The organism is Streptomyces sp. NPDC057654 (genome assembly GCF_042800135.1).
In the GTDB taxonomy this organism is placed as follows: domain Bacteria; phylum Actinomycetota; class Actinomycetes; order Streptomycetales; family Streptomycetaceae; genus Streptomyces.
This window is the reverse complement of the sequence record NZ_JBHVHQ010000106.1, coordinates 1-15,250: the sequence shown is the minus strand read 5'-3', so window position 1 is coordinate 15,250 and position 15,250 is coordinate 1. Positions and strand designations below refer to the sequence as shown.

The 15,250-nt window shown below is 69.5% G+C and carries 13 protein-coding genes; 12 read left to right on the top strand and 1 reads right to left on the bottom strand.

Annotated features, from left to right (window positions below; translation table 11 throughout):
* Positions 1-205 precede the first annotated feature (205 nt).
* The 12 genes from ACFU99_RS11595 (at position 206) to ACFU99_RS11540 (ending at position 13,950) form a co-directional block, all read left to right on the top strand.
* Entirely contained in the window at positions 206-586 is a 381-nt protein-coding gene (locus ACFU99_RS11595; RefSeq protein WP_384389336.1) for an AAA family ATPase, read from the top strand.
* A gap of 350 nt (positions 587-936) precedes the next feature.
* The gene (locus ACFU99_RS11590; protein WP_384389333.1) at positions 937-1,971 is read left to right on the top strand and encodes a hypothetical protein; all 1,035 of its coding nucleotides are present in this window, start codon (positions 937-939) and stop codon (positions 1,969-1,971) included.
* A 94-nt stretch (positions 1,972-2,065) separates the two neighbouring features.
* Positions 2,066-3,583, top strand: a complete 1,518-nt coding sequence (locus tag ACFU99_RS11585; RefSeq protein WP_384389330.1) for an amino acid permease — start codon at positions 2,066-2,068, stop codon at positions 3,581-3,583.
* Entirely contained in the window at positions 3,583-4,389 is an 807-nt protein-coding gene (locus ACFU99_RS11580; protein ID WP_384389328.1) for a GNAT family N-acetyltransferase, read from the top strand. Before ACFU99_RS11585 ends, ACFU99_RS11580 begins: the two co-directional genes overlap by 1 nt.
* 1,039 nt (positions 4,390-5,428) lie before the next feature.
* The gene (locus ACFU99_RS11575) at positions 5,429-5,824 is read left to right on the top strand and encodes a hypothetical protein (protein WP_384389325.1); all 396 of its coding nucleotides are present in this window, start codon (positions 5,429-5,431) and stop codon (positions 5,822-5,824) included.
* A complete protein-coding gene (locus ACFU99_RS11570) occupies positions 5,821-7,251 on the top strand; it encodes a regulator (RefSeq protein WP_384389322.1) in 1,431 nt (476 codons plus the stop codon). The genes ACFU99_RS11575 and ACFU99_RS11570 overlap by 4 nt, the downstream gene beginning before the upstream one ends.
* A 5-nt stretch (positions 7,252-7,256) precedes the next feature.
* Positions 7,257-8,267 carry a hypothetical protein gene (locus tag ACFU99_RS11565; protein WP_384389320.1) on the top strand — a complete coding sequence of 337 codons (1,011 nt, stop codon included), beginning with the start codon at positions 7,257-7,259 and terminating at the stop codon, positions 8,265-8,267.
* 163 nt (positions 8,268-8,430) lie between these two features.
* A complete protein-coding gene (locus ACFU99_RS11560; protein ID WP_384389318.1) occupies positions 8,431-9,279 on the top strand; it encodes a hypothetical protein in 849 nt (282 codons plus the stop codon).
* Positions 9,280-9,435: 156 nt separating this feature from the next.
* Positions 9,436-10,347, top strand: coding sequence for a hypothetical protein (locus tag ACFU99_RS11555; protein ID WP_384389315.1), 912 nt, complete (start codon positions 9,436-9,438; stop codon positions 10,345-10,347).
* A gap of 83 nt (positions 10,348-10,430) precedes the next feature.
* Complete coding sequence (locus tag ACFU99_RS11550; protein WP_384389312.1) at positions 10,431-11,282, top strand: hypothetical protein; 852 nt, start codon at positions 10,431-10,433, stop codon at positions 11,280-11,282.
* Positions 11,283-11,915: 633 nt separating this feature from the next.
* Complete coding sequence (locus ACFU99_RS11545; protein WP_384389310.1) at positions 11,916-13,022, top strand: hypothetical protein; 1,107 nt, start codon at positions 11,916-11,918, stop codon at positions 13,020-13,022.
* A 1-nt stretch (position 13,023) separates the two neighbouring features.
* Positions 13,024-13,950 carry a winged helix-turn-helix domain-containing protein gene (locus tag ACFU99_RS11540; protein ID WP_384389307.1) on the top strand — a complete coding sequence of 309 codons (927 nt, stop codon included), beginning with the start codon at positions 13,024-13,026 and terminating at the stop codon, positions 13,948-13,950.
* 251 nt (positions 13,951-14,201) lie between these two features.
* Here ACFU99_RS11540 and ACFU99_RS11535 read toward each other — a convergent pair.
* Positions 14,202-15,250 (bottom strand): PQQ-binding-like beta-propeller repeat protein (locus ACFU99_RS11535; protein WP_384389304.1); only part of this gene is annotated, 1,049 nt, incomplete at its 5' end.

Below are 15,250 nucleotides of genomic sequence, written 5' to 3'. Positions count from 1 at the left end.
CTCTGAGGCCCGTCCGGTCCAGACAGCACCAGATCGGCCGCCTCCTCCGGGCTCGTACGCCACGGCGTCGGAGGGCAATTCGTCTCGCGTTGCGGCCCGGCCCGGTCCGCAACGAGCCGTCACGATGATCACCGACAAGGTATGCCATGTACTGGTCCCATCCTCCGGTGGACACCGCACCTCCGAGCAGCGCTCCGGAGACTCCATGACCACCACCGGTCCGAACAGCCAGGCCCCCCTCAGCACCCCCGACTCCCAAGACCTCCCGCCCCTGCCGCGCCGTGTGCCGCAGCAGCTGCTCCCAGCGCTCTCGGTCCTCAGCGGTCGTGACGATGACCTCCAGAGACTGGACGCGCTGGCGGACATGGAATCGGGGGCGACACGCGTAGTGGTGATCAGCGGCCCGCCCGGCGTCGGCGCCACCACCTTGGCCCGTCACTTTCTGCACCGTCGACGAGCGGAGTTCACCGGGGGCACGCTCTCCGCGGACCTCGGCCGCCACGCCTTTCTCTCGCTCGTACGCCCTGCCGAGGCGGAGAAAATCCGCCACAACCCGGCGCGCCGACGCGTCCTGGAGACCCCGTGATGCCTCCCCTCGACGACACCGCTTACCCGCCCAACCGCAGCGCTGGGCAACCGTCGTTCACCACCTGGGCGGCATCCGCGCGCCCGTTGTCTGCGCCGCAACGGAAGACGACGCCTCCTCCGGCGTCTCACAGCGCTCCGGAGACCCCATGACCACCACCGACACGGACAGCCAGGCCCTCCTCAGCACCCCCGCGTCCACGAGGACGGGCTCATGACTGGCGTCCGGGCCCGCCGAATCCGGCGCAGCGCCGAGCTGGCCGGCCCCGCTGCGGCAGGCGATGCGGATACTCACGCGGGGCCGTGCCGCTCACGGCAGAGCCCCGCGCGCTGCGCCCCGTATACGGCCACGTGGGGGCAGCGCTGATGGAGACAGCACATCCGGCCGGCCGCGACCTTGCCCTCTACCAGGCAGTACTGGAGGTGAAGGCAGGGCACTGGCGGACGATGGATCAGGTGCTGGCCGAGACACGGACGTGGTCGCAATGGACCACACGGACCCAGGTGCTGGCCACGCAAGCGGCCAAAAACAACGTCGTCAGCCTGTGGCTGAAGGAGAAGCCGAACGTCGCGGCCGGTGTGATGCATGCCAGAGTCCTCACCGAACAGGCCCTGAAAGCCCACCGCGAAGGAAGCCCAGAGACCCCTGAACAGGCTCGGATCCTGGAGGAATTGGTGGACCGGGCGCGGGAAGCGTGCAGACGGGCCGACGCGGCTCATCCCTACGACCCGGTGGTCCCCATCTGCCTTCTGGCTCTGGCCGAGACGGACCGCACAGGGCGCTTCCCGGAGTACCACGAAGCACCGCCCGAGCTGGAGTTCGATCTGCCCCATGGGCCGTGGGGGCTGCGGAAGGAGGCGCATCGGCGAGACGAACTCTGCCGCGAAGCCGGGCACCGCATGTCCCGGGTGCTGCAGGCCGGCCCGATACCGCCCCATACCACCACGAAGGCGGTCCGTCTGGACTTCGCGCACTGGGCGACCTACACGGTGCCGCGCGGCTCGCCCCTGTACCTGCTGCCCTTGTACGCCCACGTGGAGGACTACCGGGAGCAGCGGGACCGCGGCCGCAGCATGCCGAGTCAGTGGTGGTCCAGCGACACCGTGCGGCCGGTGGTCCGCCGGGCCTTCGAGCTCTGGTTCAGCCACTGCAACCTGAAAACCAGTTCCCTGACCGACTTGAACTACCTCGCATTTGCTCTGGCGGCGGGCGATTTCGACGAGGAGGCCGGAGCCGTCTTCCGGATCATCGGGGACTACGCCACCCCGGACCCCTGGCGGCACGTGGCACGGCACCCGGACCGATGGCTGGAGGACTTCGAGAAGAAGCGCCGTGCCTGCCTCAAGCGCCGGCGTCCGCCGTCGCCCGGGGGTTACCGGCCGTGAGCTCCTGCCCGCCCCAGGGGCGATCACCGCCGCCGCAGCTCGCCGTCGAGCGGACGTCCCAGCTCTCTGTTTCTGCTTTCTGTGGGGAGACACAATGCGCAACTCAGCACATGCACAACAGCGGCCCGAGTCGCTGGACGACGAGCGCCTGCTCCGGGAACTCGGTATCAAACAGACCCTGCACCGCCGCATGAACACATCCGGCAGCACCTACGCCGGTGTGGGGACCATCTCCATCATGTCCGGCACCTTGTTGCTCTTTGGCTTCGGGCTGAACAGCGGGGGTCCCTCTGTGGTGCTGTGGGGGTGGCTCGCGATCGGGCCGCTGGTGCTGTGCCTGGCAGCGGCGCTGGCGGAAATCGCCTCCCGGTTCCCCAGCAGCGGCGGCTTGTATCTCATGGCCAAAAACCTCGGCGGTGATCGCTGGGGCTGGTACACCGGCTGGCTCAACCTCCTGGGCCTGCTGGCCGGCATAGCGGCCCAGGACTACGGAATCGGTACTTTCGCCGCCGCCTGGGCGAACTGGCAGTGGGGCATCACCCTCTCCCCCAGGGCCCTGATGGCTCTGTGCGGGGTCATCCTCCTGCTGCACGCGCTCATGAACTTGTTCAGCGCCAACCTGATGAACACCCTGAACTCCGTGAGCGCCGGGTGGCACTTGCTCGGCGCGGTTGTCATCATCGGCGCCCTGGTCTTCATCCCCTCCCACCATCAGAGCACCGCCTTCGCATTCGGCGAGTTCACCAACAACACCGGCTGGGCGAACCAGGTGTACGTGGTGTCGTTGGGCATGCTGTTGCCGTGCTTCGCACTGGCCGGCTACGACACCCCCGTCCACCTGGCCGAGGAGACCAAGAACGCCTCCGTCGCCACGCCCCTGGGCGTGGTCCGGTCGGTGGCGATCTGCTGGATCGCCGGCGGCATCCTGCTGGCCGCCATGATCTTCGCGATCCAGGACCCCGCCGCCACGCTGAGCAGCCCCAACGGCCCCGTCCCGCAGATCCTCCACGACGCGCTGGGCATGGCCACAGCCAAGATTCTGCTGTTGGTGATCATCGGGGCCCAGTTTCTGTGCGGGTACACGGTCACCACCTCCGCCAGCCGCATGATCATGGCCTTCTCCCGGGGCGGCGCCCTGCCGGGATCGGCCCGCTGGGAGAAGACCAGCCGCCGCGACATCCCCGCCCATGCCGTCTGGCTCGCCGTCACAGTCGCCTTCGTGCTCGCCCTGCCGGCCCTGTTCTCCCCCACGGCCTTCGCCGCCATCACCGCCATTTCCGTCGTCGGCTTCACCAGCGCCTACGCCATCCCCGTGTTGCTGCGCCTGATCCACCCCGACAAGTGGACGCCCGGGACCTGGAGCCTCGGCCGCTGGAGCAAGCCGATCGGCTGGACCGCGGTCGCGTGGGCGGCCGGGGTGACGGTGATGTTCATGCTCCCGCAGACCAGCCCCATCACCGTCAGCACTTTCAACTACACGCCCATCGCGACGGCGGTGGCCTTCGGCCTGGCCGCCGTGTGGTGGCGCTTCGGACGCGGCTCCTATCTCGCGCGCCACTCCGGCCAGGAGGCAGTCCGCGTCGACGAAGACGAATTCGAAGGAATCATCTGATGCCGCTCACCCCTCATACGGAATCCGTCGAATCGATGGAGCAACTCGTCGTCGCCTGGCGGGCCATGGTCCTCGACCATGATGCGAACGCGGACATCCGCGATCTGCCCGGCCTCGCGGTCCGTTGGGCCGACTCCCGCTTCTCCTTCTGGAACTGCATCACCCTGACCGAAAAAGAGGTGACAGCGCCCCGTATGCGGCGGCGCCTGGACGAAGCGGCTGACATCATGCGCGCGAAGAAGCAGCCGGGTCTCTTGTGGGTCTTCGAAGATCTCCTCGCCGTCGACACCCGCTCCGGGCTCACGGTGGCGGCCGAACTGGCCGGGTTGCAGTACGCCTTCGGCGGTACGGGCATGGCCGGCGGCATCCTCCCGCTCCCCGAACCGCACCACCCCGACCTCACGTTCGTACGCGTGAGCACCGACGAGCACTTGCAGGCGTACGCGGACCTCCAGGCCGGCGCCTACGGGCTGCCCGTCGAGGACTGCCGCGGCGGCCTGGTCGGGTCCGTGCTCTGGACGACGGAGATGTACGCCTACCTGGCCCTGCGCGACGGCGTCCCGGTGGCGTGCGCCGCCACATCCGCCGCTGAGAATCGGCTCTTCGTCTCTTTCGTCGCCACCGACCCGCAGTGGCAGCGCCGCGGCTACGGAGAGGCCGTCACCCGCAGAGCCCTGTGTGAAGGCGCCAGGGCCACCGGCCTGACCCGCGCCACCCTGCACGCCACCGAGGCCGGGGCACCGATGTACCCGCGCATCGGTTTCAGGGCGAACACCCCGATCCGCTTCTACAGCCTCAAAACCTGATCAGCGGGAAGGACACCAGGCGGCTTCCCGGCCCTCTCCGAGAGCCGGGAGACCGAGGCACTGACTGCTGCGGCGAGGATATCGGCCCGTTCAGCAGCCGCCGGCCCCGGGCGCACCCTGGCCGGCGGGGCCGCCCCCGCTCGCCTGCCTCCTCTGAACCTCGGCTCGGCAACAGCCCCCTCTTTAAAGAAAGGACGGAAAGAGCCGCCTCTCGCCGGCCCGGTCCGGGCAGCAAACAATTCCCGGCGACGGTTCCCCGATATCGCCCGGCCGCCCGCTACAGGCGGAACCGTCATTTCGGCATGCCCTCAATCGGGAACCCGCTAAAGACGCTTCCCGATTTGCGGCTGACAGAAGCATTGCGATATTAATTCGGGGCAGGCCGATCCCCAGGGAACGCCCCAGCGCGGCCACGCCTTCCGAAGCCGTCACTTTCGAGTAGAGCGTGACGGTTCTGGGGCCCCTTCGCTGACGATCTCGGCGGAGACCCGGCCGTCCAGCGTCACCTCACCGGCGCTGGACGGGGCGATGTGGCGCGTACGGGGGTCGCGTCCACACCAAGGCATCGACGCCTCATCGTGGAGTTGCCCAGCGAGGCCACCCGCAGCCTCCTCCCTTTCCCTCTCGACGGTTCACAAACTCCGGAGAGAAAGGGGGTGACCCGCCTCCCGGAACTGATCGGCGGTAATTCCGGCAGGCGGCCGTACAGTCCGTCTCCACGCTTCATCGCCAGATACCTCCTGGCGGCTCGGGAGCGTGGGGACGGACACGGGAAGAGAACAACGGTCCGGCCAGCCGGGCAGCTGCCATATTCCCTTGTCCGAAGAAATGCGGCACGTGAAAGAGGTCCTTCCCCGGCGTCACACCGTGAGACGGCCCGGCCGCAGACAACCCTTCTTCCCCACGAGTGACCGGACCGACATGACCAGCACCTGCCCCGGGGCCAGTGCCGCCCTGACCGTGGCCCCGACCGCGACGCGGCGCGGACTTCGCGCTGTTCGTGCTCGCGGGTCTGCAGGCCATCGTGACCGTGTATCTGGTGCGCGAGTTTGGCTGGTCCGGCTCGGCGGTCGGCCCGGCAGTCGGCGCCGGAGCCGGAGCCGTCGGCGGTCTGTTCGGCGCGCTGTGCGCCCCGCGGTGTGTGGCCCGGTTCGGCCCCGCCCGCACCATGCTCACGGTCCTGGCGGCCCTGGCGGCTGCACCGGTCAGCTATCTGCCGCAGCTGGCGGCCGGGTTCGGCGCTGTCGAGTTCGGGCCGAGGGCCGCTTCCGCCCTCGGTTCGGTCCTCCCCCTTTTCTCTGTCCTGACTCTGGCGATCAGCCCCCTGGGACATCGGCACCGCCTCCCCGGGCCGGGCTCCGAGAGCCCCGCTGCGCATCCGCGGAGGGTGCTCCCGCGACGGCCCTTGGACCAGGCTTGGCGGTCCCCGCCGTGAACCCGCCCCGCCCACCCATCCGGTCAGCCCGGCGCGCTCCCCGCGAGGACGCGGCGGCCCGCCAGGTGGCCGCGCGCTGCGCGGGGATGCCCCTGGCCCTGTGCCTGGCCTGCGCCGTGCTCGCCTCCCGCCGTCACTACCGCATCGCAACGATGGCCGCGGCGCCCGCCCGCGGCCCGATCACGGCCCTGGCCGTGGAAGGGGAACGCACCATGCACCATGCGCTGGACGAGTCGTACGCAGCCCTATCCGGCTCGGCGGCCCGTCCCGCCACCTGCGCCCTGCCCCTGGCCGAGGCCGAACACCTGCTGGACGTGCTGATCGAGGCGAACCTCGTCGAGGAGCTCGGCCCCGGCCGCTGCCGCTTCCACGCGCCGACCCGCGACCACGCCCGCGCGCGCGGCGAGCGGGACAGCGACGCGGAGCGCGAGGAGAGCCTGCGCGGGGTCATCGACTGGCATCTGGCGACCGCCACCGCGGCGCAGCGGCTCCTCACCCCGCGCCAGCTCACCCTGGAGCGGACGTATGTGTGCCTGCTCGGCCTGCCCACCCCGTTCACCGGGCAGGCGGGCGCACTGGACTGGCTGGACTCCCGCCTGACCGGCCTGATCGCCCTGGCCGAGGCCGCTTGCGAGCGCGGCTGGCACGCGGCGGCCTGGCAGCTGGTGGACGCCATGTGGCCGGTGTTCCTGCGGCGGCGTCACTACGCGGCGTGGATCAAGGCCCACCAGATCGGTCTCGCCGCGGCCCGCGCCGACCGCCACCCGGCGGCGGAGCGGCAGATGCTCAACTCGGGGGCCATCGGGCTGAGCGCCGCCGGCGACCTGGACGAGGCCGTCTCCTGGTACGAGGCCGCCTACCGCGCCGCCTGCGCGGCCCGGGATGTCCGGGACCAGGGCCAGGCCCAGCTCGGCATCGGGGCCTGCCACCACGACGCCGGCCGGGCGGAAGAAGCCGCCCGGCACCTGACCGGTGCTATCGCCCTGTGGGAGAGCTGCGGGTACCCCCGGGGCGTCGCGCTCGCCCGCATCGTGCTGGGCGAGGCCGCCGTCCGCCGCGGCGAATACCAGCACGCCACCACCCTCTTCGCCCAGGCGCACAGCGCCCTCATCGCGGCGAACGACCCTTTCGACGCGGCCCGGGCGCTGGCCTTCCTGGGCCACGCCACCGCCCTGAACGGCGCCCACGAGGACGGCGCGACCCTCCTGCACACCGCACTGCACGTGATCGAACAGGCGGGCCCGGGCACCCACTGGCAGGGCCGTGCCGTGGAGATGTGCGGGGAGATCGAGCACCACCGCGGCCGGCACGCGCGCGCCCGCGCGCACTACGAACAGGCCCTGGCCATCCTGGAGACCACGGCGCCCCGCGATGCCGCCCGCGTCCGCACCCGCCTGGCCGACCTCCCCTCGGACGACGCCCGGTGACCCCGATGCCATACCGCCTGGGCGTCCGGCTCCTCCTGCAGACCGTCTCGACACCCCAGGACCTCGAGACGGTGCTGCTCTTCTCCATGTCGGGTCCGGAGGATCTACGGCTCCTGGGCGGCGACGTCCGGCCGGGCCAGAGCCCGTACGAGTCAGCGCTCGCCATCGCCCGCGAGGGAACCGGGCTACCCGACCTGGCCATCGGCGACCTGCTCCTGACCGACTGGTGGACGCCCCCCGCACACCAGCCCGGACCGGCAGGCGCCCGCCTCGACCACATTTTCCACAGCGCCCTGCCGCCCCGGGTGTTCCTGCGGATGCCGCTGCCGCTCAAGCGCGGCCAGGACCCGGCGCTGACCGGCTACTCGTTCAAACCCGTCGAGCTGCTCAGCAGGATCTGCGGCCACGCCGAGCACCGGCGGGTCACCACCGCCCTGGCCGCGCTCACCGACCCGGCCCGGCGCGGGACCTACATCGAGGGCCACCAGATGCCCGGCCTGCGGACCCGCCTCCCCGTACACCACCCCGGCGGCAGCGCCTCCATGAGGTGCTGCGATCCGTCGGCCCGCAACGACCAGCACAGGCCCGGGACATCCGTGTCCGAAACGCTGCCCGCCAAGCCCGGCAAGCAGATGACGCGCGCCGAGCAGCAACGCGCCGCCGAGCAATTGGCGGCCCACTACGTCAACGGCACCAGCGTCACGGAGCTCGTCGCGCTGACCGGCTACTCCCAGAGCCACATCTACTGTCTCCTCAGGCTGACGGACGTCATGAAGCACACACGCAGGTCGCGCACCAAAAAACGCTCCCGTTCCGAAGACCCAGCAGCACGGCGGCGAACGCAACATCCCGCCGCGGACTCAACCGCCGCCCGGAGCCCTGCGCCGCCCCAGCCCGTCCAGCCCCCCGCCGTTCCGCCTCCCCCGCAGCACGCAACGCACGCCGACACGTCGCCCCTGCCCGCCGAGCCGTGTGTGCGGCGGCCTGGTGCCACAGCAACAGAAAGGCCGACATGAGCTCCGACTCGTCTCTGCCCCCTCGCTTCCCGTGGATCAGTCCCCCCGAGCCGGGGACCGCGTACCGAATATCCCTGCGGACCTCCAGCTCGACGCCTCCCGTCACCCAGGTCCGGGTCGTTCCCTACCGGGAAATGCCCCTCCCGCCATCCGGACAGTCGGCATGACGCAGTGCGAGGCCCGGGACGAGACCCGGTACAACAAAGGACTATCCCGTCGGATCCAGCAGATCCTGGACGAGGACGCGCCCGCCCTGGATGCCGTCACCCAGCTGCGCCCGCCGGTCTCGGTCTACCGGCTGCTGACCCCCTCGGCCTGGCGCCGCGAGGTCGATGCGTACATCGTGCGCGCCATCGAACGCGGCTTCGGCGGAGTGGGCCCGTCCGCCCGCGAGCAGGCCGAAGCCGACCAGTTGCGCCGAACGCTGCGGCAGATGACCGCTCATCTGTGGCTTCAGTACGAGTACATGACGGTGACCACCGCCGGCAACGAACCGCAGACCCTCCTGGCGCCCCGGGCCCTTCACCACACCGGCCTGCGGCGCTCCCCCCAGGCACTGCGCCGGCTCATCCTCACCGTGCACCTTCACCACGGACAAATAGCCGCCAGCAGCGGCACCGCCCTGCCCCTGGCACTGCGCGTGCGCCGCAGCCGTTACGACAACCGAGCCGTCCAGCACCTGATGAGCGGACACGCGGCCTGGGCGCTGGGCCAGCTGCCCGACGCCCCCGCCGGGCCTCCGCATCCGCTGCGGCGCTCCGTACGCCACCGGTTCCAGACCGAGTGGGACCGGCAACGCCAACGCCGCGCCCTGGCGGCCGCCGGGCAGCAGGAACCGCCACCCGATCCCGGCCCCCTCCCGGAGGAGGCCGGCGAGAAGTTCGTCGCGGCCGCCATCGCCGGGGCCCCCAGCATCGAACGGTTCAACGAGGTCTGGACCCGTCTGGAGCTGATGCCCACCGTCGATGAGCTCGACGACGCCCAGCAATGGCTGCGCCGCGTCGGCCTATGAACCCGACGCCACGCCCACCGGCCGCTCGCTGCGGGACGTCGGCGCCAAGCCGCAAGACGTCGCGCACGTCCTGGCACCCCGCCCCGAGGGCAGCTCCGCCGGTCCCAACCGCAGCCGCTTCGCCCACCGCCGACGCCAACTCCGAAGGACCAGCCGATGAACATCCGCATTCAGTTCGAGCATGAAGCCGGCCCTCAGCACGACGACCTGGCAGCACGTCTGCTGGACATTGCACACCAGGTCGCCCCCCTCGTCGAAGACGTCACCCGCCTTCCGCTTCCCAGCAGCCCGCTGATCCGCCTCATCACGTTGAAGGCGGGCAAGACGGAGCGCGAAACCATGGCGTCCCGGGCTGTCACCCGCGACGCTCTCCTCTGGAAACTCGACGAGGAGACGGTCCAGAAGTGCCGTACCAACCGCGCGATCTGGGCCCAGGCATGGGAAAAGCTGGCGGTACTCATTCCCATGCAGTACACCGAAAGCGCCGCCGGGCGGCCCGCGGTGCTCATTCATGCCGAGTCCGTGTACCACGCCCAGTACGACGACGACCATTTGTACACGATGATGGCCGGCGGGTTTACGGCACTGGCTCAGTACCAGGCGTCCTACGGCCACATGTTCCGTCTTGTCTACTCCCCGTACTCTCGCCACCGGCCAGAAGATCACCCCCATCTCGGTTCCCTGACGGAAGGACATGGCTACTGGACCAGCCGCCAGGTCACTTCCTCGATCCTGGGCCGGGAGGTGAGCTGGGGCGACGAAGTTGAAGGGACCGAGCATTACCGCGAGGTTCTCCGCCCCGTCAAAGAACGAGTTGCCGCGAACCAGGCCGAGTGCGACAAGGCTGCGGCCTTCATCGAGTACGTCGTCGGCAAGATCGGCATCGCACAGTTCAACTGCGTCTGGAAAACCGCGCAGTTCCCCACCCCGAGCCACATCGAATCCCCTGACTCATACGTGGACTTCCTCAGGAGAAACCCCGTCCCCATCTACGTCCGCCGGCCGCACCCCTCACCGGGAACCTGTACGCCCAAAATCCTCAGAAGCCCTGCCGGCAGCCCGGCCTGACACCTCGTGCCGCACCGCGGGGCCGGGCTCACCGGTCCCGCAGCCAACCTCGCGCCAGCACAGAACACGAAACGGAAGCACCTGTGAACATCGATTTGCGGCAAGAAGCCGGAACCCAGTACGACCGGCTCGGCGAGCGCCTGCACGACATCGCGGCTGAAACCACGCCGCTCGTCGAGAAGGTCACCGGCCTGGACATCACCAGCCCGCCGCGTATCCGACTCATCACCACGCCAGCGTGGACCGCCGCCTGCGAGGAATATGCCATCGCGGTCTGGAACCGCGACCGCGGATTCTTTTCGCACATTTACGAACTCCCGTTTTTCAAGGAACTCCGGGAAGAATACGCTGAATATTACGTAACACAGCCGTCCCGATGGGCACTGCAGTATGCCCAGTGCATCGAAGATTCGACGGGCGAGCCGGAAATCCTCATCCTCACCGAAACCCTGCGTGAGGGACAGGCAGAATACGACGATCAGCTGTACAGACTGATGGCCCACGAAATCACCCACCTCGCCCAATACTGGGCCAGCGACGGCAAGACCCTTTACTATGTAAGGTCTTCCCTCCCGCCCCAGCTCAACAACGAAAGCCCGCTGGCCTTCTCGTCCTTCGTGGAGGGACACGCCATGTGGGCTCAGAACCGTGTCACCCAAACGCTGCTGGGGCGAACCATCGGCTGGCCCGCCCCTGGCGGAACCGACCGATTCCGCGAAGCTGTGGCCCCCTTCCAGGACGACCGACAAGCCCAAAGGGACGTGTGCGACTACACGCAGGACTTCGTGGAGTACCTCATGCAGAAACTGACCCTGGACCAGTTCAACTCCCTGTGGCGGGACGCCATACTGTTCCCCACCGAAGAGGAACTCCAGGCACCCGATCAGTACCTGCGGCGCATCGCATACACCCTGGACCTCCCCTCCCTGGCATAGCCACCGGCGCGTGCCGACACGCCGGAAGTCGACGCCACAGCAGCGCCGGCCACCTAAGCGGCGCCCCGCGCTTCTCGTCCACAACAGCCTGGTGGGCGGCACTGACCCGACGGGCCGCTCAGCCGGGCGGGCATGGCGTAAGCACGGACGAGGCGGGCACCGGCGACCACCTCCGGGAACAACGCCGAGTGAATCGCCGGCGGCTACCTCTCTCACCAGAGGCTGGACACCAGCACTGTCCGCCCCGACGAGGCCGAGGTCCACCTCGCGCAGGCCCGCGCCGCCCTCCTGACGGTCGACGACGCCTACAACGCGGCCCGGGCCGCGTACGAGGCCTCACCCTCCGGAACAGCGACTACGCGGCGGGGCCAGCGCGCTACGCGCGACGCTGGCGGAGTCCGCTCAGCCCACCGCATCCTCAGCGCACTGGCAGGCACACAGCAGTACGCGGCTGTTCCGGCCGTCCAGGAGTCCTACCTCGCCTCCCTGGCAATCTACGAGCAGCTGAGCCCCAGCGACGCCCACCACATCCGCAGGCGCCTGGAGGAGTTGCCGCCCGGCACGGCCGCCCCGGACGACGTGACGCCATGCCCCCCGCCCGCCGACGATCCCTACGACCTCCTCGGAGACTCCGTGCCCATCACCACCACCCGTATCACTGCCGACACCGCCCAGGTGACGGTCAGCAGCAACCGCACCACGCCCATCACGTGGATCCCCCGCTATCTCAGCCAGTGGCGGACCACCGCCCCGGCCCCCGCCGGCGACGCCGATCCCCTGACATCCGCCCTCACCCTCCAGGCCACCGTGGACAAGAGCCGCGCGGGCGTCATCGCGGACGCGGTCATCGAGCGGGGCCACCGCCCAGCTCGGTACGCCGGAGCCGACCTGCTCCTCACCCAGGTCCACGGCGGCCCGATATACGCCGTGCAGCCGAACGGCCACCTCGCCTACCACTACTGCCCCGACACCCGGCACCTGCAGCTCTCCGGGCTCGACGACATCGCCGTCGCCCTGGCCGCCGTCCGCCTGACCCGCGACATGATCCGCGCCCAACTCCAGAGCACCGGCTGGACGCTGCTGCGCATGGCCGCAGTCGTCAAAGATGGCCGGGCCCTACTCATCACCGGGGCGTCCGACAGAGCCACAACCGCTGCCGCCCTCCACCTGGCCACCACGGGCTGGCACCTGCTGGCCCTCGACCGCGTCTTCGCCCGCTCCCGCCCCGGCGGCGGCCTCGACCTGCTGCCCTGGCCCGCCTCGGCACAGATCAGCCTCGGCCTCCTGGACGACCTCAAGCTATACGAGCACGTGCGCCGCTGCGCCCAAGCCGGGGAACGCCTCCATCCGGACCAGGACCCGAACACCGATCACGCCCTCGCCAGCGAGACCCGCATGCACGTCCGGGACCTCACGTGCCGCTTCTACCCCGACCAGCTGCGGACCTGGCTCCGCCTCACCCCCGCCACCGAAGGAACCGCCGCCGGCATCCTGCTCCCCCGAACCTCACCCGGCACCACCCGTACGGACGGTACCCGCCTGCACGACGTGCTCGTCACGACCGAGACCGACGACCGCTACCCCGACGTCTTCGGCCTCGGCGCCGCCCCCCGCCCCGAACAGACCGCCGCCGTACGCCAGGCCCTGGAAGCTCTTCCGCACTGGCATGTTCCCGTCGTGCCCGGCACTCGGGCCCGCGCGGACATCTTCACCGTCGCTGAACACCTCGTGGCGGGCTGACATGCCGACACCGGAACTGGGCCAGGCCCCCACCAGGAAAGAAGTCGCTGCCCATCTGCGGCAGGCCATCGCCAACGACACCTATCCCGCAGGCACACGACTGCCCGCCCTCCGAATCCTGGCCGTCAAGCTCCAAGTCCGTTACTCCATCCTCCGCGACGCCATGTGCGACCTCGCCGACGACGGGCTGGTGGTCGTCCACAAGGGCAAAGGCACCGTCGTCCTGGCACCCGACGCGGCCCCCAGCGCCGCTTTCACGCCATCCCAGCAGCAGTGGCACATCGCCGAACATCTGCGGCAGGCCATCGAGGACGGTGTCTATCCCGCAGGCACGCAGTTGCCCAGCGCCCGCGTCCTGGGCGACCAGTTCGGCGCCAGCGCCAGCACCTGCCGCGCCGCCGTGCGCGACCTCGCCGCAGAAGGGCTCCTGCTCAGCCGCAAGGGCAAAGGCGCCATGGTGCGGGTGCCCGACCAGCCTCTCGCCCCCATCGATACCGCATCCACTCAGCGGGATTTTATCGCTCAAGAGCTCCGACAGGCCATCAAGGAGGGCATCTACCCACCGGGCTCCGCAATTCCTACGACTGCGCAACTCGTCGAAAAGTACGGCGTATCCAAAACCACCGCCCGCACCGCGCAGTGCCAACTCCGGTCAGAGGGCCTCATCGAAGGCCGCCAGGGGCAAAGATGCCGCGTACGCACCGCCGAAGACGCGGCCGCGGCCTCCACCGACATCACGTGGGCCCCGCCTGACGCACAGCGCGTCGCCATCCAGGTTCACCAGGACATGGAGGCCGGCACGTACCCGCCGGGGAGGCCGCCGCCCTCCTCACGAGAGCTCGCCCGAGACTATGACGTGCCTCTGCACTCCGCGCGGCTCGTCCAACGCCTGCTGGTACAGCTCGGAGCCATCGCCCCCAGACATTGAGGGGCTCACGCATCCGTACGCCGAGATCGCCGTGGTGCAGACCCCCTGCCGGGCCTGCACCACGGCGGCGTCTCTAGCCCCCCGCCACCAAACGAATCTGCGGGTGTAAGGCTGACCGTCCGGGCCGTTCAGCGGGCGGGTACGGAGGATGCGAGGAAAGCGGATCCTGAGAAAGCGGAAGGGGGTTCTTTCACCTTGATGAGGGTGAAAGAACCCCCTGCGTCGCAGTTGGCCGTTGAGCGGGCTGTGCCTTACGTGGGCAGGGCGATCAGGGACTTCTCATCGGGTTCGGTCTCTATCCCGCGTACTTCGCCGCCGAAACCGACGGAGAGGTAGAGGACCTTGCGGTTGACCAGAGGCAGGGGGTCGCTTCCGATCCACGGGGTGCCCTTGGGGGACGGGTCGTATTTGTGTACGGTGCTCTGCCGTCCGGTTCGGGGGTCGAAGGTGACCAGTTTGGCGGGGTCGTAGCGGTTGCCGGAGACGTAGGCGAGGAGATCGCCGGTATCGGAGGCCGCGGCGTGGTAGTTCTGGAGGCGCCCCTGGGCGGTGTGCTCCCACAGTCGTTTGCCGCTCGACAACGACCACCCGATGATCTTGTTGTTCTGGTTGGAGTCGGACTTCAGTTTGTCCGCCACCACGGTGACCGTGTCACCCGCGATCTGGACAGCGGTGTCCGGACTGCCGTCATCGCGATTGCCGCTGCTCATCTGCTTCTCCGGGCCCGGGGCGAGGCGGCTGCGCCGCTTGCCGTCGTCGCCGATGACGGTCAGGTGCATCGGGTCCGTTGCGGGGGATTCGTCGATGACCGCCGGGCCGGTGGACAGGATCCTCGTCTGGAGTCCGTCCTTGCCGAGCCGGTAGGTCCACCGGGTGTGGCCGGTGGCCGGGTCGACCGCGGCGACGTCGTACGGCGTGTCGAAGGTGTCGTCGTCGTAGCAGTGCTGGAGCCGGATCAGCTGCTTGCCGCCGGTGTAGCCGGTGCCCTTGCAGGTGCGGCCGTCGTAGACGGCCTTGGAATCCGTCCAGAGCTTCTGGCCGTCGCTGACCCGGAACGCGGTGGTCGTCCTGGTCATCGCGTTGACGACGACGGTATTGCCGCTGCGCGCGATGCGTGTATCGCTCTCCCGGACCCACTCGTCGGGGGCGAGGTCGTGCTCCCACAGAACCTTCCCCGACGCCAGGTCGATCGCGAAGAAGTGCGCGCACTCGTCACCGACGCCGGAGGCGAGGACGGCAATGCCGTCCGAGGCGTCCGTGGACGCCTGGCACACGACCAGGCCGCCGCCGTGGTCAAGGC